19 protein-coding genes and 1 pseudogene are annotated in these 16,865 nt (G+C 65.6%); 7 read left to right on the top strand and 13 right to left on the bottom strand.

The genetic code is table 11. The annotated features are described in order from the left end of the window. Window positions 1-22 precede the first annotated feature (22 nt). The 6 genes from MNOD_RS20170 to MNOD_RS46935 all read right to left on the bottom strand — a co-directional run bounded on the left by MNOD_RS20170 (window position 23) and on the right by MNOD_RS46935 (window position 5,144). Window positions 23-2,008, bottom strand: a complete 1,986-nt coding sequence (locus tag MNOD_RS20170; protein ID WP_015929255.1) for a phage major capsid protein — start codon at window positions 2,006-2,008, stop codon at window positions 23-25. A 14-nt stretch (window positions 2,009-2,022) separates the two neighbouring features. Then, window positions 2,023-3,774: a terminase large subunit gene (locus MNOD_RS20165; RefSeq protein ID WP_244424537.1), complete on the bottom strand. Its 1,752-nt coding sequence runs from the start codon at window positions 3,772-3,774 to the stop codon at window positions 2,023-2,025. A 31-nt stretch (window positions 3,775-3,805) separates the two neighbouring features. Continuing rightward, window positions 3,806-4,237: a P27 family phage terminase small subunit gene (locus MNOD_RS20160; protein ID WP_015930801.1), complete on the bottom strand. Its 432-nt coding sequence runs from the start codon at window positions 4,235-4,237 to the stop codon at window positions 3,806-3,808. A gap of 135 nt (window positions 4,238-4,372) precedes the next feature. Beyond that, window positions 4,373-4,645, bottom strand: coding sequence for a hypothetical protein (locus MNOD_RS20155; protein WP_015929258.1), 273 nt, complete (start codon window positions 4,643-4,645; stop codon window positions 4,373-4,375). A 3-nt stretch (window positions 4,646-4,648) separates the two neighbouring features. Beyond that, window positions 4,649-5,011, bottom strand: coding sequence for a hypothetical protein (locus MNOD_RS20150; protein ID WP_015929259.1), 363 nt, complete (start codon window positions 5,009-5,011; stop codon window positions 4,649-4,651). After that, a complete protein-coding gene (locus MNOD_RS46935) occupies window positions 5,004-5,144 on the bottom strand; it encodes a hypothetical protein (protein ID WP_015929260.1) in 141 nt (46 codons plus the stop codon). Before MNOD_RS46935 ends, MNOD_RS20150 begins: the two co-directional genes overlap by 8 nt. 382 nt (window positions 5,145-5,526) lie before the next feature. Here MNOD_RS46935 and MNOD_RS20145 point away from each other — a divergent pair, with 382 nt between their 5' ends. Further along, window positions 5,527-5,775, top strand: coding sequence for a hypothetical protein (locus MNOD_RS20145; protein ID WP_015930800.1), 249 nt, complete (start codon window positions 5,527-5,529; stop codon window positions 5,773-5,775). A gap of 83 nt (window positions 5,776-5,858) precedes the next feature. After that, window positions 5,859-6,188, top strand: coding sequence for a hypothetical protein (locus MNOD_RS20140; protein WP_015930799.1), 330 nt, complete (start codon window positions 5,859-5,861; stop codon window positions 6,186-6,188). A gap of 161 nt (window positions 6,189-6,349) precedes the next feature. Here MNOD_RS20140 and nusG read toward each other — a convergent pair whose 3' ends face one another. After that, complete coding sequence (nusG, locus tag MNOD_RS41625) at window positions 6,350-7,042, bottom strand: transcription termination/antitermination protein NusG (protein WP_015930798.1); 693 nt, start codon at window positions 7,040-7,042, stop codon at window positions 6,350-6,352. A gap of 50 nt (window positions 7,043-7,092) precedes the next feature. Continuing rightward, window positions 7,093-7,251 (bottom strand): annotated as a pseudogene (locus MNOD_RS50045) (MucR family transcriptional regulator); the annotation flags it as partial. Window positions 7,252-7,907: 656 nt separating this feature from the next. Here MNOD_RS50045 and MNOD_RS43720 point away from each other — a divergent pair. Further along, entirely contained in the window at window positions 7,908-8,513 is a 606-nt protein-coding gene (locus tag MNOD_RS43720; RefSeq protein ID WP_015930797.1) for a hypothetical protein, read from the top strand. A 561-nt stretch (window positions 8,514-9,074) separates the two neighbouring features. On the opposite strand, the gene MNOD_RS20125 is transcribed toward MNOD_RS43720, so the two are convergent. After that, entirely contained in the window at window positions 9,075-9,830 is a 756-nt protein-coding gene (locus MNOD_RS20125) for a sulfite exporter TauE/SafE family protein (RefSeq protein WP_015930796.1), read from the bottom strand. 44 nt (window positions 9,831-9,874) lie between these two features. Beyond that, window positions 9,875-10,099 carry a hypothetical protein gene (locus MNOD_RS20120; RefSeq protein WP_015930795.1) on the bottom strand — a complete coding sequence of 75 codons (225 nt, stop codon included), beginning with the start codon at window positions 10,097-10,099 and terminating at the stop codon, window positions 9,875-9,877. A gap of 113 nt (window positions 10,100-10,212) precedes the next feature. Between MNOD_RS20120 and MNOD_RS20115 the strand changes: the two genes are divergently transcribed. Then, the gene (locus tag MNOD_RS20115; RefSeq protein ID WP_015930794.1) at window positions 10,213-11,103 is read left to right on the top strand and encodes a LysR family transcriptional regulator; all 891 of its coding nucleotides are present in this window, start codon (window positions 10,213-10,215) and stop codon (window positions 11,101-11,103) included. A 217-nt stretch (window positions 11,104-11,320) separates the two neighbouring features. After that, a complete protein-coding gene (locus MNOD_RS20110) occupies window positions 11,321-12,388 on the top strand; it encodes an ISAs1 family transposase (RefSeq protein ID WP_425277482.1) in 1,068 nt (355 codons plus the stop codon). Window positions 12,389-12,630: 242 nt separating this feature from the next. Here MNOD_RS20110 and MNOD_RS20105 read toward each other — a convergent pair whose 3' ends face one another. Together MNOD_RS20105 and hisD are read right to left on the bottom strand one after the other, a co-directional pair. After that, window positions 12,631-12,990 carry a RidA family protein gene (locus MNOD_RS20105; protein WP_015930792.1) on the bottom strand — a complete coding sequence of 120 codons (360 nt, stop codon included), beginning with the start codon at window positions 12,988-12,990 and terminating at the stop codon, window positions 12,631-12,633. Window positions 12,991-13,004: 14 nt separating this feature from the next. Beyond that, window positions 13,005-14,315, bottom strand: a complete 1,311-nt coding sequence (gene hisD, locus MNOD_RS20100; protein WP_015930791.1) for a histidinol dehydrogenase — start codon at window positions 14,313-14,315, stop codon at window positions 13,005-13,007. 74 nt (window positions 14,316-14,389) lie between these two features. On the opposite strand from hisD, the gene MNOD_RS20095 reads away from it, so the two are divergent. Next, window positions 14,390-15,109 (top strand): GntR family transcriptional regulator, encoded by a 720-nt coding sequence (locus MNOD_RS20095; protein ID WP_015930790.1) that lies wholly within the window; start codon window positions 14,390-14,392, stop codon window positions 15,107-15,109. Between the two features lie 225 nt (window positions 15,110-15,334). On the opposite strand, the gene MNOD_RS20090 is transcribed toward MNOD_RS20095, so the two are convergent. Next, entirely contained in the window at window positions 15,335-15,685 is a 351-nt protein-coding gene (locus MNOD_RS20090; RefSeq protein ID WP_015930789.1) for a RidA family protein, read from the bottom strand. Between the two features lie 96 nt (window positions 15,686-15,781). Here MNOD_RS20090 and MNOD_RS20085 point away from each other — a divergent pair, with 96 nt between their 5' ends. Further along, window positions 15,782-16,861 carry an ABC transporter substrate-binding protein gene (locus tag MNOD_RS20085; protein ID WP_015930788.1) on the top strand — a complete coding sequence of 360 codons (1,080 nt, stop codon included), beginning with the start codon at window positions 15,782-15,784 and terminating at the stop codon, window positions 16,859-16,861. Window positions 16,862-16,865: the final 4 nt, after the last annotated feature.

Here is a 16,865-nt window from a genome sequence, read left to right as displayed (position 1 = left end):
AGGCGGCCCGTCAGAGGATCAATCAGGGAGTGGCCGGAGGCGCGCCCCACTTGACGCCCGACAGGAGGGCGACGCCGCTCGCCCGGCGGCGGGCCCAGTTCACCGTGCGCTCGGCCCGGAAGCCGACCGAGTCGGTCTGCCAGAGCGAGACGAGCTGCGCCCCCGTCGGCACGCCGGCGTCGCCGGCCGGGGTGTCCGCCATCTCGAGCGACGCCTCGCGGCTCATGTCGATCGCCACGCCGCCCTCGTCGGCGAGGTAGACGTCCGCCGCATTCACCAGGGCCACGTAGGCGCCCGTCCCCGGGCTCGGGACGAACTCGGACGCGATCACCGGCAGGCCGAACAGGGTGCCCCCGTTCATGCTGATGCCGGCGAACTCGGCCTGCCCGAGCGGGTTCTGCATCAGCGACAGGGCCAGCGCCGTGGTCGCCGGCATCACCCACACGCCCGAGGTCGGGGTGTTGTTCGCCGCGATGAAGGCGCCGAACAGCGCGCGGATGTCGGCGCGCACCGCATCGGCGTCGTTGCCGGACGACGCGATCGGCGTGAGGCCGTGGGTGATCGACGCCGGCGACACGTTGGCCGCCGCGGCCTTGGCCGGGTCGATGAAGTCCCGATCGAGGCGCTCGCGGAGGGCCGCGGCGAGCTGGTCGCGCACGATCATCTCGGCGGACGGGCTGGAGTCGCGCAGCGTCTCCTCGCTCACGACCGCGATGTTGGCGACCTTGAGCGGCTCCAGGGTCTTGCGCTCGAAGTCGAACCTGGTGAGCGGCTTGGCCTTGCCCTCACCGACCCAGTAGCCCTGACCGCCCGAGGTCTGGCCGATCAGCGCGACCCGGAACGGCACCTGCCGCAGGGCCGGGACGCCGTTGGCGCCGAAGCGGCCGAGGATGGTCTGCGGGCGCAGGAACTCGACGAAATCCGCAAAGACGCTGGTCTCCTCGCCGACGAGGGCACCGGCCCAGGTGGCGTTGCTCGTGGTCCCGGCCGGCACCGCGGCCTTGGACACGATGCCGTAGATGACCGAGTTCTCGCCGTAGAGCTCCTTGGCGAGCGTGCGCGGGCTCTCGCCGTCCAGCTTGGCGAGGGCCTTCACCCGGGCCAGCCGCGCAAAGCCGATGCCCGGCGGCAGCTTCGGGCTGGCCGTGACCACGACCCCGCTGCGGGCCGCCGCGCCGTCCTCGGCGGTCCGGATCTGGTTCTGCACGACCGGGCGCGCGGAGGCGGCCTGGGCCTTCTCCAGGGCGCGCAGCCGCTTGAGATCGCCGTCGATCGCCTGGACCTCCTGCTCCAGGGTATCGAACTCCTCCTGCTCGGCGGCGTCGGTCGAGCGGCCCTCGTCGATCGACGTCTGCATGACCTCGGCCATGCGCGCGGCCTTGGCCTGCCGGGTGGCTTCCAGCGCCGCGATCTGCTCAGCAACGGTCTTCATCGCCGTCACGTTCTCCGGTTTCAGATTGACAGGTTTGGTGGATGTGCCCGAGGCGCCGGGACGAACAGGTCGATCGGATGCTCTCGGCTCCTTGCCGGTCGCGGCGAGCACAGGGGCGTCGATCGACTTGATGAGGGAAATCTTGGCGTCCGCATTGGCCGGGACGGTCACAAGACTGAGCTCCAGGACCTCGGTTTGCGTGAACCGGATCCCGCCGCTGTCGAGGAAGGCGTATTCGAGGGCACGGAACCCGATCGAGACCGCGCGGACGAGCCCGGCCTTGACCTCGCCCCAGGCCGTCTCGACCCGGTCGCGCAGCGGGCCCGGCTCCGCGATCTGCGGCAGGCGCGCCTCGAAGGTGATCCCGTCCGGGGTCGGTTTGTCGAAGCTGACGCTGCCGACCGGCTTGTCGTGGTCGTGGTGATGCAGCAGAGGCATCGGGTTCTTGAACCGGACGCCCAGCGGTTCCACGATGTCCCCGACCCGGTCCGGATTGGGTGTGGTCGCAATGCCGCGGATGATGCGCTGCTCGTCCTCAACGGCTTTGACGGTGAGGAGCGAATACATGCGGTTCATGTCCGGGGTCCTTCTCAGCCCAGCACGAACATCTGGTATTCGCGCGGGCGTTCGGTCGGGTGGAACAGGGCGGCGCCGGTCGCCATTGCCAGCGTGACCAGCCCGTCGATGCGCCCGCGCGAGCGGGCCTTGTCGAAGGCGCGGTTGCCCTGGCCGTCGCAGTCGACCTGGGCGTTGGCCGCGCAGGCATAGGTCACCGGCGAGGCGGCGATGGTGATCGTGCCGGTGAGGATCTTGTCCTCGAGCTGCTCGATGGAGCGGGGCATCACCAGCTGGCGGTCCTCGAACGCGACCCGCTTGCCCTGGCCGTGCGCGACGAGCTTCAGCCCCGCGCCGGGCGGCTCCTCCGGGCCGCGGTAGCGCCAGACCGCCAGGCCGATCGCCTCGCAGGCGGCGATGAAGTCGGCCATGCCGGCCGGATCGAAGGCCAGGAACTGCACCTCGTGCTCGGCGACCAGCCGGGCGACCTGGGCCGCCACGAAGGTCTTGTCGATCACCGCGCCCGGAACGGCGACCAAGCCCGTCTCCTCAGGCCTCTCCGCCCACTGGTCATAGGGCGCCTGATCGGCCCGGGCCCGGTCGGCCAGCCCCTCGCGCGTGGTCCAGTACCAGGTCTTGGCGAAGAGGTGCCCGTCCGCGCCGGCCCACACCGCCGTGAGGGCGGTGAGGTCGTTCTTCTTGGACAGGTCCAGCCCCAGCCAGCACGGCCGCCCCTTCAAGGCCTCCTCGTCCACCGTGCCCTGCACCGCGGCCCAGGCCTCCTCGGCGATCCAGAACGCGGTGGCGCCGATCGGGATGCCGAAGTAGAGCCGCTTCACCGACAGGGCAGTGGAGAGCAGCTGCCGGGCGGTGTTGACCTCGCCCCGGATGTTCTCCAGCGGGAAGGTCACGCCCAGCGCCGGCAGCGCCTTCGGCCAGCAGGCCTCGTTGTCGAACACGCTCTCGCGGTCGGCTACATCGACCCGGGCGATGAGGGCGAACGCCTCGTCGTCCCTAATCTCGCCCGTGGCGACCTTCTGGTAGAACTCCGAATAATCCGTGCCGACGATCTGGGTGGAGGCGGGCGTGTTGGTGCCCAGCAGCATGATCGCGTCGCCCGGCATCTTGGCGATGGCCCGCTTCCACGTCTCGATGGGGCCGTTCTGCTTGAACTCATGGATCTCGTCGGCCAGCACCGCGGTCGGCCGCGGGCCGGAAATCGACTCACCATTGGCCAGCGATTGGAACTTCGAGCCGGTCGCCGGGTGCTCGATTTTCCAGGCGTTGTCGAGCTCGCCCCGGATGACCACCTGCTCGCGGCTCTCCAGGCTGTCGGTCTCGTCGTCGCCGCCCGGGATCGGCGCGCGGCACATCGCGACCGCGTCCTTGAACAGCACGTTGGCGGTCGCCCGGTCCTGGCCGATGGCGTAGATCTCCGACCGGGCCACGCCGTAATAGCCCATCAGGTAGAGCCCGATCGCGGCCATCAGGGGCGACTTGGCCTGGCCCTTGCCGGTCTCCAGCCAGCCGGTGCGGAAGCGCATCCGGCCGCTGTCCGTGCGCCAGCCGAACAAGGAGCCGATCACGAAGGTGTGCCAGGGCAGCGGCTGGAAGGGCTGGCCGGCCTTGGTGCCGGCCGTGATGGTGAGCACCGCCGGGAAGAACCCGAGCGCGTGCGCCGCCCGGTCCGGCCGCCAGTGCAGCCCCCGCGCCGGTCCGTCGCGCAGGTCGCGCAGGTGCCGCTCGGCGGCATGGCGCACGAGCTCGCCGGCTATCTGCCGGCCCACAACGACCTCGTCCGCCCAAGCCGTAACCGGGTCAGCGGGCGACCGGCTTGAGGTAGGCGTCCGCCGCACGGGCCGTCCTCGCTCTCCGCTCGACCTTCGCCGCCTTGCCGCGGCGCACCGGCGCGAGGCCGAGCTCGGCCTCCAGCACCCGAATCGCCTCGTCCGCCTTCGCCATCACCGACCAATACGGATTCCACTGGCCGGTCTTGGCGCGCTTCGCCCGCAGGATCGCGCCATGCTCGGCCACGTGCCGGCTCGCGCGCTCGTACTGGATGCGCATCTCGACCAGCCGCTTGATGGCGTGGCCGTTGCTGACCGACAGGGTGCCCCGCTCGCCCATCTCGCGGACGATGTGGCCCCACTGCTCATGCGCGAACGCAATGTCGAGTTCATCGGCGTAGGCCTGAGACCAGTCGGGCTCGGCCGGCGCGCCGTCACCGCCGGGAATTGCTGCCAGTGTCAACCGTCTTCTCCGTAGGAGATGGCCGACATCCCCCCGTTCAATTTTTGCTTCCGGTGCGAACGCAGCGGGGGCGACCGGTGCAGTCCGAATGCCCCTGAACTTTCGACCACCCCCCCCGGGGGGGTATCAGTCCCCTCAGGGCCGGGCGCGGCGGTCTGCATCCCGCTCCCGACCACGCGGGTTGATCTCGGCGAGATCCATCACCGTCGCATCCCGCCAGAACGTGTCGGCGCCCTGCGCCCCCACATCGCGCTGGCCCCGCGGCGGCACCTTCGGATAGAGCGGCTCTGGGGATCTCACCTCGACCTGCATCACGACACGGCCGAACCAGCCCGGTCTGCCGCGCACGCGGCCGGTGAGATGCCGGGCCTGTAGCTCGGCTCGCGAGTGCCAGCGCCGCTCGGCCATCGATCAGCTCCGGTTCCACGGATGCAGCGGGTCGCGCGGGCGCCCGTCCGGGGTGACGCCGGGCACATAGCCCCGGCGCTCCTGCCTCTGCTTGAGGCGGTCATGGCAGGGAGCGCAGAGGGACTGCCGCTCGCCATGCCAGAACAGATGCTCGTCCCCTCGGTGAGGCTGGATGTGATCGCAGATGGAGGCCGCCACCGGGCGCTCATCGGTGGAGCACATCGCGCAGAGGGGATGCTCCCTCAGCTGGGCCTTGGCGAGGCGGCGCCAGCGGGCGGTCCAGTACCAGTGACGCCAAGGCTGATCGGCCGTGCGGTGCGCGTCGGACCTACGGCTCCGGGCCTTCTCGGCTGCGCTCTTATCCATGGCGCAACTGAACGCCCGCCAGGATCTTGCCGGCCGTCACGAGGCTGATCGCAGTCGAGAACACTGCGAACATGCTGCCGAGCATGGTGAGAAGCGCACGGGCTAGGCCAATGACTCCAGTGTAGCCGGACATCGGCTAATCCCCCTGAGCGGTGGCGGTCGATAGCCCAACGTGCATCATGGATGCTGCTCTCTGATCACTGCAGCCAACTTTGCGGAGGGCGGCAGGTCGAGTGGCTAGCCTCCTGGTCACCCGACCTGCTCTCACAAGCCGACCTGCTACTGCCTCTCTCGACACAGTCCCTGGCCGTAGATCTCGCAGGGCGGTGAGACGGGCTGGCCCGCAGACACTTCGCGACAGAGCCGTCCGCGTCGGGCTTGGTGATGATGCGGCCGATGGAGGCCCAGCACACGCAGAAGGTCTCCGGCGCGGGCGCCGGAATGTGAACCCCCGCACATCGTTACCTGAAATCCCCGCACAGTGTGTTGTCGAGGCACACCAAGGAGATCCCAAGATGGCGCTCGCTCAATCCAAGTTACACATCGCCGCCGTCCTGTGCGGAATGGCGTCCATCGCGCTCAGCGTCCCTGCCGAAGCGCAGTGGGGTGGGTACGGCGGCCATCGCGGCGGCAGGCAGTGCCCGATGGGCGACTGCGGCTACCGTCGGCCTCCCTCGCCCGGCTCTCGGGTCGGAATGATCTGCTACAATTTTGCGGGCAAGCCCTACGTCTACAAGGGCATCGGACGCTGCCCGATCAGCTAAAGCGCAGTCGCGCCAGGCAAGTTGCCTCGGCCTCTCACCACGGCGCTGTTTGCAGTTCACGGTGACAGCGAAGGATCAAAACGATGCCGCTCGCGACTGTTCGCCGCCTGGCTTTGCCCGCTCTGTTCATGGCGACTCCGATCGCAGTGTTCGCCTACACCGTCCCCGTCCAAGCTCTTGGTGTTGAACAGTGCTACAAGTACAAGAAAGGCAGTACGGAGTATAAGCGCTGCCTTTCATATCTGAATATGGCCGGAACCCCCGTTCAGCGTCGCAACGCCAGCGATCAGATGCGCCAGGATCGGGAACGTCGCCGCTGCAGCTGGTACCCAAGCGCTTCAGCGAGCAACAGGCTTTGGGTCTGCAACGACTATATCACGCATCGCGAGCGCGAACTCGGCATCAGACGCTAAGTGGCATTTGGACATAGCTATCGCAGGGAGCGGTGGTTTTCTTCGAAAACCGCCGCCGGGGTCCACTGCCGCAACCTTCTACCCGAAGGGAGGTCGCAGGGTGGGTCGAGCCCAGATCGCACACGATCCGGGTTCTGGATACACGGCGCCATTCCGTCGAGTCAAGCAGCATTGCTCAACCTTTCCACCTGTGACGGCTCCAGAGTCACCGGAGTCGAACGGCCGAAGATCGACACGGCAACCTTCAACGTATGCTCGAGGTTGTCGATCTCTTCGACGAGGCCGTTGAACGACGCGAACGGTCCATCCGTCACGCGCACTGGTTCCCCGACCTCGAAGTCTTCCACGGTGAGCGCATCGGCACGGCGGATGGGCTCGCCACGACCACCGAGATTCCCGGCGAAGGCGTCGAGCTGCTTTCCGCGGACCAGGACCGGCTTCTCGGCCACGTGCCGAACCCCCTCGACCTCGAAGTAGACCTCCTGCAGCCAGGAGGCGTCCTCCCCTGGCTCGAGGCCCACGAACAGGAGGCGGCCGAGCAGCGGCACCCGGACCTTCCGAGCCCGGCCGGATCGCTCAGCGACAACGACCTCCTGGAGACGAACCGCCGGCACAGCGCCCTGCGCGAGGGCAGCCATCAGGCGGGCGGTCTGCTTGCGGCGAGCATCGACGAGGTGCCAGCGCATCGAGCTCATGTGCTCGTCCTCGGCCTTCTTCGCCGCCTCACGCCGGGCGGCGCGCTCCTGGGCCGTTCGCGCACGCTCGCCGCGGGCCTGGAACTCCGCGGAGCGTCGCCGCTTCTCGCGGCGGCGACGCTTCGGGTTGAGACGGAGTTTGGCCTGCTTGCTCGCCATGCTGAACTCCACGCGGGGTCAAGCCGGCACCGCAGCGCCGGCCGAGAGCATCACGCCACGGCGGCGAGGTGCGGCTTCCGACCCAGCCCCGCAGCCTTGGCGAGTTCCGACCGCTGCGCCGCGTAGTTCGCCGCGACCATCGGGTAGTCGATCGGCAGGCCCCACTTCGCCCGGTACTGCTCGGGCGATGCGCCCCGCGCCCGATCGCGCACGAGAAGCTTCTGGCTGCGGCCAAGCGCCTGACGAGCGGCACCGGCAAGCGAAAGGATGGAAAGTTGGCCTGGTCTCCGAAGTCATGGTGGGAGCGGTCAACGGCTTAGGTCCGTGTGGTTACGTCGCTATCCGTACGGTTCCCGTGCCGCCGCTGACACTGTCAATCGTGTCCGAAGGGACCTGGATCAGGACCCAATCAGAGTGACCGTAGGTGCATCTGCTTCCGACCCGCCTTCGAGCCTCAAGGCGGGCCGGGCCAACCGGTGCTCTTGACCCGTTGCGGACATTGACGCGGCGCGGCTCGCGGGTCCGCTCACGGCGCATCTCGACCCTTCGGTGCCATGTCACGCGCCTCGGGAGCCTCGACTGAAGGTGTGAGGTGTGGCGGAGCCCCTCTCGTCCAGGCAGACGGATGCGCGATAGAACGGTTGTATTGCCGGAGTGCCAAGCTCGACTATTTCGGTCTTAGCCCTTTGCCGTAAACCAGGGCGATCCATCCTCCTCGTATCACAATTTACATCCGCACAGCGTCGCCCAGGAACCTCGGCCGTTATCATGTGTTGACGGTGGGCCTGTTGGGATTTCGCTGCCTGGGTAGCCTGAGTTTGCAACTCTGCTGGACAGGCAGTGCGCAGATGCAATGGAGGCAGCTATGCGTGCCATCATATTTGCGCTTATTGTCATTTTCGTAGCAGAGAACGGTACGGTAGCGGCTGCTGAGAATCAGGACTCGACATATAGTAAGCAGTTCATAGCTTTCTTTTTTGAAATAAGAAGATACAACAATATTATCTCGGAGGTTACAGAAGAAAGTATAAAACATTCCGGTGACGCGCATATATCGCAGAAAACAAGCAAAGCTGCATCTGCCTTTGACATCTGCAATATGGATGACTTTGACAATTTTAAGAGCTATATATCGTCCAGAGATAGTCGCTACATCAGGGAATTCAATCTGGCCAAGAATCCTGAAGACATTTTCTATATTGATGATTCCGTAAATTACGTCAAGCAACTTATAAGCAATATAAACAGACTTGCACGGAAAAGAACTTACAAAGTTGGCGCTGCAATTGCCTATTTCCGGCTCGATACCGAAGGTGTCGTTCTGGAGGCTCGTGTGATAGACTTTTTAGGAGATCCAACGACCGTCAGAGAGGTCTACGGGGTTGTAACTCCAGGAAGGAAGCTGGGCGAGCCGCCGTATTTTGCAGATGAAGATAATCTGAAGTTTATAGTTCCCGTCGTTTTTGAGTGATGGTGTTTTTGCATCTGAATACCAGCGGATACGACTATCGGTCGATCAGCAGTATATTCTTCATATTATCGTCGGATATTGCCTCATTCATTCCGTCGGAAGGATGATATGAGGCCTGGTAATCAATTTCAGTATATAATTTCTACCAGCGGACGTGCCACATCCTTCGGCTGCTACTGATGAACGCGTTCGCTACGCTGCTGACATCGAAAAGTTAAGGATGACCGATATTGTTGAAAAACTCCGTTTGGCGTTCGCTTTCGTGCGTCAGCATACAACAGGTTGGGCTGGTGCGCTGCAGTTGCCGCTACCTATGGAGGAGCCGAAGGGCGTCAGGGACATTTTCAACAATATCGGCGCATTTCGGCCCTTCGCGGCATCGGCCATTGTGCCTCGGGGCTCTCGACCAGAGGCGGGACGTGTGGCGGAGCTTGTCAGCTCAGCCTGATGGTGTTCAACACGATCGTGGAGGCGCCCCGCGGGAGGACTGGGGTTGAGGCCTCATCCAAACAGCGTCACGGCGCCGAGCGGCACGCTGCGCCGAACCGCTCCGCAGGACGTTCAGAGCAAGGCGCGGGACGCCAAATGAGTGCCGAGGGCGAGCAAGCCGAGGAAGAAGCAGCGCCGGAACACCGGCTCGCTGACCCGGCCCCGCACCCATCCGCCCATCGCCATACCGACCAGCGCCGGGCCGAGCGCGAAGGCCGAGGCGCCCGCCGTTCCGGGCTCGAACACGCCGCTCCCAGCCAGCACCGCCGCGAGCGCCAGTGTCGACACTGTGAACGAGAGCCCGAGGGCCTGGATCAACTCATCCTTCGCCAAGCCAAGCGCCCCGAGATAGGGCACGGCCGGGATCACGAACACGCCCGTGGCGGCCGTCACAAGCCCCGTCAACGCGCCGATGAGCGGCCCCATCCACCCCCCCTGCGCTTCGGGCGGCAGGGCGAAGCGCACGGCGGTGAGACCGAGCACCGCGTAGGCCATCAACGCCAGGCCGAGCGCAATGGCGGCCTGTCCGGCGTGGCTGCCCTGCAGGAATCCGGCCCCGGCGAGCGTCCCGACCACGACACCAACCATCATCGGCCAGAGCCGGTGCGCCAAGGTGCCAAAGCGGGGTCCGGCCGCGAGCTGCCAGACGTTGGTGACGAATGAGGGCACGATCAGGAGCGCGGCGGCCTGGGCAGGTGCCATGACAAGGCTGAGCAGTCCCATGGCGACGGTCGGCAGGCCCAGCCCGATCACGCCTTTGACGAAGCCGGCGAGGAGGAAGGTCAGCGCCGTGATCGCGATCGGGAGTGGGTCCAGAGCGGAGGTCATGGCCGGCCGTGTCGTTGGGACGGGGGTGAACTGGCTTGGCAGGATCAGTCGTGCAGCAACATGTCCCGCAGCACGGCATCCTCGGCACCCTCGAGGCTGACGGGGGCTGTCCGCTGCTCACCAGCCACCGGCAACGCCATGCGACAGGCGTGCGAGTCGGCATCCAGTCGGGCGAGCGCTGCGAGGGCGGTCAGGCCCGCCAGGGCGACCGTGGCCGCCTGAAGCAGCACATCTGCTGCGGTGATCGTTGTTCGTGCGTTCCGCGCCATACTCCTACCCTGAGAGCAGCGCCGGCACGGGACAATGCGGAAGTGACCAGGCTCAGGCTTCGGCCCGGCCGAAGGCTCTTGCATCCGTGCTCTCGGGTTCGGACGATTGAGGAATGCGCTTCGACCTGACCGACCTCCGCCTGTTCCTGCATGTGGCCGAAGCCGAGAGCATCACGCGCGGAGCGGAGCGGGCCGGCATGGCCCTGGCGTCCGCGAGCGAGCGCATCCGCGGCATGGAGAGGACGAGCAATGTGCCCCTGCTCGAGCGCCACCCCCGCGGCGTGCGACCGACGCCGGCCGGTCAGGCCGTAGCTCATCATGCACGAGTCGTGCTGGGCCAACTTGAGCAGATGCGGGGTGAACTGGGGCAGTATGCTCAGGGCCTGCGCGGCCACGTTCGGATGCTGTCGAACACGGCCGCCCTGGCCGGCTTCCTTCCCGACGCGCTGACCGATTTCCTGACCGCCAATCCCACCATCGACATCGACCTTGAGGAGCGACCAAGCCGCGAGATTGTCTCCGCGATCGCGGGTGGGTTAGCTGACATCGGCATCGTCGCCGATACGGTCGACCTCGGCGCCTTGGAGACGCTGCCCTTCCGGACCGACCGGCTCGTCCTCATTGTGCCGGCGGATCACGCCTTCGCCAGCCGAGGCGAGGTCGGGTTCCGAGAGGTGCTGGGCGAGCCCTTCGTCGGCCTGAGCCATGGCAGCGCGTTGCAGGCCCACCTCGCCGATCACGCCGCGCGAGCCGGCCACCCGCTCAAGCTCCGCGTACGCTTGAACGGGCTGGAGGCGGTCTGCCGGATGGTCGCGAGCGGAGTGGGCGTGGCGATCGCCCCCGAAGCGGCCGCACGACGTGCAAGTGGGACGGCGGCGATTCGATCGGTCCAGCTCAGTGACGCCTGGGCGCTCCGGCGTTTGACGATCTGCGTCCGCAGCGTCTCGGCGCTGCCGGTGCACGCTCAAGGGCTGGTGCATCACCTGACCAGGGATCACTCATGACCCCTTCCGGACGTTCGCGGGGTGCGTGAGGAATGTCCGGTTGCGAGCGTTTTCCGGACATTTGATTTCCTGACAGGGTTCACGCATGATCTCGGGTTGGGCTGTGATTGAGGCTCGTGCTGGCCATTTCCCGCTCCGTGCAACAGGGGACGAGCGGCATGATCGAAGGTTTGGCGGCCTGCTTCCCAGGGCTTGAGGATCCACGCGAGACCAGCCGGTGCGACCACCTGCTCATCGACATCCTGGTGATCGCGGTGTGCGCCGTGTCGCCTGCGCCGAGAGCTGGGAGGACATTGAGCTCTACGGACGCAGCAAGCAGGCATGGCTGCAGACTTTCTTGACCCTGCCGAACGGGATCCCCTCCCACGACACCTTCCGGCGGGTCTTCATGCTGCTCGACGCGGATGCATTCGAGCGCTGCTTCACCCGATGCGTGCAGTTCCGGGCCGGTGGGATCGCGCGCGAGGTGGTGGCGGTGGATGGCAAGTCGGTCCGCCGCTCGGCCAGCCACCGCCATGAGCATGGGCCGCTGCACCTGGTCAGCACCTGGGCGAGCCGGCGAGGGCTGGCTCTCGGCCAACGCGCGCTCGACGGGAAGTCGAACGAGATCAGGGCGATCCCGGAGCTACTCGAGACCCTGCAGCTCGACGGCTGCATCGTGACGCTCGATGCGATGGGCTGCCAGACGAGCATCGCCGAGCGGATCCGCGCCAAGGGCGCCGACGATCTCCTGGTGCTCAAAGCCAATCACGGCGGCGCTTATCGCGCCGTGCGCATGCATTTCGAGCGCACCTGCTTGGGCTCGGGAGCTGCTGGTCGCCCGGTGTTCGACGCCTTCGAAGGTCACGGCCGGTTGGTACGCCGGCGCGTCTTCGTGGACGCCGCGGCCACGGCGCTCGCGCCGTTGAGCGGCTGGCCCGACCTGAGCAGGGTGCTGGCGGTGGAGACGCTCCGCGGGATTCCTGGCACCGGCACGGTGGTGGCCGACATTCGCTACTTCCTGACCAGCTGCAGGGACGATCCCTCCGTCCTGGTCGGCGTGATCCGTCGGCACTGGAGCGTGGAGAACGCGCTGCACTGGGTGCTCGAGGTCAGCTTCCGCGAGGATGACAGCCGCGTTCGTGACCGGACCGCCGCGCGCAACTTCGCCCTCGTGCGCAAGATCGCCCTGAACCTGATCGCCCAGGACCGGAGCACGCAGGCCAGCCTACGCGGTAGGCGCAAGAAAGCTGCTTGGGACGATGACTACATGCTCCAGATCATCGCAAACCAGGCTCATGCGTGAACCCTGGATTTCCTGACAGGGTCTCCTGACACAGATGGCTGAGGGGCTGGAGCGCTGGGCAGGACGCAATCCGCGTGGAAGGTTTTCCGTCGTTTTCTATACATCCAGATCGGGCAAGTTTCGGCCGTGAGTTCCGAGACCAGCATGCCGCTGATGGGGCAGGTAGCACGGGAGCCGCCTAGAGCGGCACCCGAGCGGTTTGAGTCGGGACGGTAATCGCGCAGACCGCCGAGCGGCTGTCCTCAAGCCGGCTTGGCAATCGCGGCCGTGACAACCAGTTCAAGCCGCACGTCGCGCCCAAGGTCCTGGACCCCAATCGTAGCTCGCGCGGGTAGGTGAGCGGCGCCAAAGAACTCCTTCCAGGCGCGGTTCAAGCCTTCTTTCTCGCCGAGGTCGACGAGGTAGGCCGTTGCCTGCAGCACGTGCTGGCGATCAGAGCCATGGGCGAGGAGGAGGGCGTCTAGCTGCGTCAGCACATCGCGCGCCTGCCCCGCGATGTCGAGGTCTGTATTCTCGGCCACGATGCCTGCAAAATAGAGAACCCCACCGTGAGCAACGACCTCGTGCAGCAGGCCGCCATAGGGAGAATGACGCTGAACCATCGCCTGCCTCGTCATCAAGCTTCGACGGCGGCGCCATAGGGCACGTTGCGGCGGCCGTACCGGCGGACGCGGATGTTGGCCTGCTCGGCATGGCCCGTGAAGCCTTCGAGCGCACAGAGCCGCGAGCAGTAGGCGCCGAGTGAGGCCGCTGCCTCATCCGTCATCACGCGCTGATAGGTGACGGTCTTGAGAAACTTCCCGACCCAGAGCCCGCCCGTGTAGCGCGCAGCCCCCCGCGTGGGCAGCGTGTGGTTCGTCCCAATCACCTTGTCTCCGAAGGCGACGTTCGTGCGCGGCCCGAGGAAGAGTGCGCCGTAATTGGTCATCCGATCGAGAAACCAGTCGGGATCCCGCGTCATCACCTGGACGTGCTCGGAAGCGATGCGGTCTGCCTCGCGCACCATCTCGTCATCATCCTCACACAGGATGACCTCCCCGTGCGTCTCCCACGCAGCCCGAGCGATGGCGGCGGTTGGCAGAACTGTAAGCAGGCGCTCAATCGCAGCCAGGGTGTCGCGAGCGAGGCGCTCGGACGTGGTGAGCAGGATCGCGGGCGAGTCTGGTCCGTGCTCGGCTTGGCCGAGGAGATCCGTCGCGCAGAGCTCGCCGTCGGACGTCTCGTCGGCGATGACGAGCGTCTCGGTGGGACCGGCGAAGAGATCGATGCCCACCCGCCCGAAGAGCTGGCGCTTCGCCTCCGCCACATAGGCGTTGCCCGGCCCCACCAGCATATCAACGGCCGGGATCGTCTCGGTACCGAGCGCCATGGCGCCGACGGCCTGGACCCCACCCAGGCAATAGATTTCGTCGGCGCCCGCGAGCTTCTGGGCCGCTACAATCGCGGGCGCGGGCCTCCCCTTGTAGGGCGGTGCGCAGGTAGCAACGCGCGGCACCCCAGCGACCTTGGCGGTAATAACCGACATATGAGCCGAGGCGAGCAGCGGATATTTCCCACCCGGCACGTAGCAGCCTACGGCGCTGACCGGGATATTCTTATGGCCAAGCACAACGCCAGGCAGGGTCTCGGCCTCGACGTCCTTCAAGCCGGATCGTTGGATTTCGGCAAAGTGGCGGACTTGGTCCTGAGCGAAGCGGATATCGTCGAGGCTCCGGCTGGACAACTCGGCCACGCAATCCCTGATCTCGCGGTCGGTCAAGCGGAAGTCACTTCGGTCCCAACCATCGAAGCGAGCCGAGGCTTCGCGCACGGCCACGTCGCCCCGCGCAGCGATGTCTGCGAGCAGCGTCTCAACGGTAGCCCGCACGCCTGCATCTTCGGCGGCCTGCGCGTCGGCACTGCGTCCGGCCTTCAGAAATTTTGCCATCTCGGTTACCCTTTCACGCAGCCCATTGACATGTCAGATCTGACATGTCAATAGAGGCACGAGAGGATACATTCGTGGACGATGTCGCCGAACGGCAGCTCAAGGACCACCTCTACGAGGCCTTGAAGCTGGCCATTATCACCTGCGAGCTACCGCCGGGCGCGGAGTTGTCCGAGGGGTATCTTTCTGCCCGCTATGGGGTCGGCAAGGCACCGGTTCGCCACGCGCTGTCGCGACTGGGCCAGGACGGTTGGGTCACGAGCATTCCGCGCAGCGGCCATCTCGTCGCGCCCATGACGCTCGACGACGTTGCCGATATCTTCGCCATGCGCGAGATCGTCGAACCGGAGTCTGCGGCGAGGGCGGCCGGGAAGATTTCCGAGGTGCGCCTGAAGCGGCTCAACCGCGCCTGCGCCAACCCCTATCGAATTTCGGACGTGGCGGCGAAGCGGCGCTTCCTTCTCGCCAACCGCGACTTCCACGTCGCGATCGCTGAAGCCTGTGGAAGCCCGCGCCTGGCCCGCTCAGTGGCCAAGCTTCATGACGAGTCCCTTCGCGTTCTCTACCTCAGCGCCAGCGAGAAGGAGTTGTCGGGCGATTGGTCCCGGGGCCACGGCCCGATGATTGAGGCGATCGCGACCGGCGACAGAGAAGCGGCGCGCCAGACTACCCTGGACGGCATCAAGCGCAGCCGCGACGCCGTCATGACGGTGTTTCAGGAGACGCCGGAGCTGATTACCGGACGTCGTACGCTGCGGGCGCCATCCAGGCGCCTCGTCGAGCGGATCGGGTAACAGGCCTGCAACCCGGCATGTCACGAACTTGATTCACAGCAGAAGTAGACAGCAAGCAGTCAGGTGCCGATTAGGGCACCTGACTGATAACATGTGACTACTTTGCTGAATTCATAGTCTCGAAACGGTTTGAAATTTAAAAATTTCTATCATCGTTTTTCCAATATTCACTTTCAATTCATTTCGCGATATCACGCAAGATACCGGAGACGTAATACCTGTCTCTCAGTCTACTGCGGCCACCACCTTAATCTCGACGAGGTGGCGAGAACTCGCGAGGGGCGCTCCGACCGTGGCGCGGGCTGGGGCATGGCCTTCCGGCATCCAACTCTCCCACACGGCATTCATCTTGGCTGCCTCGGCCATGTCGGCGAGCCAGATCTGCGCAGACAGAATGCGAGTTTTGTCTGTCCCAGCCTCGGTCAGGAGCGCGTCTATTTTGGCGAGCGTCTCGCGCGTTTGAGACTCAAGCGAGCCATTCAAGTCGTCCGCGACCTGGCCTGCCAAGTAAGCTAAGCCGCGGTGCACAACGAGCTTACTGAGGCGCTTGTTCGTGCCGCTGCGCTGTATCGACATGGTGAGGTCCTCCTTGTTGGCAGACCGCTGTTGACATGTCAGATCTGACATGTCAATCGAGTTTGGCGGAACCATCGTGACATGTGAGAGGGTGGGATGAGCAAGACGGGACCGATCACGGGAATGACCCGCCGCGGCCTTCTCGGCAGCGTCGCAGCGGCAAGCGCGATGGTGTCGGCACCGGCGATCCGGAGCGCCGCGGCGCAGGCGAACCGCCGCATCGTGGTGCGCGATCCGGGCGGCCCTTACACGCCAGGCTTCACAGCCGCCTTCTACGAGCCGTTCAAGAAGGCGACCGGGATCGAGGTGGTGGGCGTCGTGGGCCAGCACGATCCTGTTAGCTACATCAAGAGCATGGTCGAGGCGCGCAACTACGTCTGGGACGGCGCGCTCCTCAACCAAGCCTCGCACGACGTTCTCATGGATCCGAAGACGGGTCTGTTTCTGGAAGAGCACCGCTCCAGCCCAGGCGGCATTCCGGAGAAGTACGTCACGCCGACGTTTATGCCAGTTCTGGCGCTCCAAACCGTCCTCGCCTTCCGCAGCGACGCCTTCTCAGGCAAGTCAGGTCCGGCTTCGTGGGCCGATTTCTGGAACGTCAAGGACTTCCCCGGTCGGCGCTCCCTGCGCAAGCATCCCCAGGACACCTTGGAGCAGGCGCTGCTCGCCGACGGCGTACCAGCTGACAAGCTCTATCCGCTCGACCTCGACCGTGCTTTCAAAAGCCTCGACCGCTTGAAGAAGGACGTCCAGATCTGGTGGACGGGCGGAGCGCAGACCTCGCAGCTGCTCAAGACCCGCGAGGTCGACCTCTGCCCAACTTGGAACGCCCGCGCGCAGGCCGCCATCGACGAGGGTGCGCCGGCCAAGATCGTCTGGAATCAAGGCCTGCTCGGCACAGAAGGCTTCTGCATCCTGAAGGGTGGGCCCAAGGCCGATCTTGTCCGTGAATTCGTCGCCTTCACGCGCGATCCAGAGCGTCAGGCAGTCTACACCAAGTATCTTTCCTACGGGCCTGTCCATCCGGATGCTTACAAGTACATCGATGCGGAGCGCGCCAAGGCGCTTCCGACCTCGCCAGAAAATCTGAAGACTGCCATCCAGATCGACACGAAGTACTGGGGTGAAGCAAAGGACCGGGTGTTGGAACGCTTCAACACCTGGCTGCTCGGGTGAGGAC

This window comes from Methylobacterium nodulans ORS 2060, from assembly GCF_000022085.1.
Taxonomy (GTDB): Bacteria; Pseudomonadota; Alphaproteobacteria; order Rhizobiales; family Beijerinckiaceae; genus Methylobacterium; species Methylobacterium nodulans.
This window is presented reverse-complemented; position numbering and strand designations above follow the sequence as displayed.

Excerpts from the sequence above, each read along its gene's own strand:
- MNOD_RS20170 (WP_015929255.1), bottom strand. The coding sequence starts at position 2,008 with ATGAACCGCATGTATTCGCTCCTCACCGTCAAAGCCGTTGAGGACGAG.
- MNOD_RS20155 (WP_015929258.1), bottom strand. The coding sequence starts at position 4,645 with ATGGCCGAGCGGCGCTGGCACTCGCGAGCCGAGCTACAGGCCCGGCAT.
- MNOD_RS20150 (WP_015929259.1), bottom strand. The coding sequence starts at position 5,011 with ATGGATAAGAGCGCAGCCGAGAAGGCCCGGAGCCGTAGGTCCGACGCG.
- MNOD_RS46935 (WP_015929260.1), bottom strand. The coding sequence starts at position 5,144 with ATGTCCGGCTACACTGGAGTCATTGGCCTAGCCCGTGCGCTTCTCACC.
- MNOD_RS20145 (WP_015930800.1), top strand. The coding sequence starts at position 5,527 with ATGGCGCTCGCTCAATCCAAGTTACACATCGCCGCCGTCCTGTGCGGA.
- MNOD_RS20140 (WP_015930799.1), top strand. The coding sequence starts at position 5,859 with ATGCCGCTCGCGACTGTTCGCCGCCTGGCTTTGCCCGCTCTGTTCATG.
- nusG (WP_015930798.1), bottom strand. The coding sequence starts at position 7,042 with ATGGCGAGCAAGCAGGCCAAACTCCGTCTCAACCCGAAGCGTCGCCGC.
- MNOD_RS43720 (WP_015930797.1), top strand. The coding sequence starts at position 7,908 with ATGCGTGCCATCATATTTGCGCTTATTGTCATTTTCGTAGCAGAGAAC.
- MNOD_RS20125 (WP_015930796.1), bottom strand. The coding sequence starts at position 9,830 with ATGACCTCCGCTCTGGACCCACTCCCGATCGCGATCACGGCGCTGACC.
- MNOD_RS20120 (WP_015930795.1), bottom strand. The coding sequence starts at position 10,099 with ATGGCGCGGAACGCACGAACAACGATCACCGCAGCAGATGTGCTGCTT.
- MNOD_RS20115 (WP_015930794.1), top strand. The coding sequence starts at position 10,213 with ATGCGCTTCGACCTGACCGACCTCCGCCTGTTCCTGCATGTGGCCGAA.
- MNOD_RS20105 (WP_015930792.1), bottom strand. The coding sequence starts at position 12,990 with ATGGTTCAGCGTCATTCTCCCTATGGCGGCCTGCTGCACGAGGTCGTT.
- hisD (WP_015930791.1), bottom strand. The coding sequence starts at position 14,315 with ATGGCAAAATTTCTGAAGGCCGGACGCAGTGCCGACGCGCAGGCCGCC.
- MNOD_RS20090 (WP_015930789.1), bottom strand. The coding sequence starts at position 15,685 with ATGTCGATACAGCGCAGCGGCACGAACAAGCGCCTCAGTAAGCTCGTT.
- MNOD_RS20085 (WP_015930788.1), top strand. The coding sequence starts at position 15,782 with ATGAGCAAGACGGGACCGATCACGGGAATGACCCGCCGCGGCCTTCTC.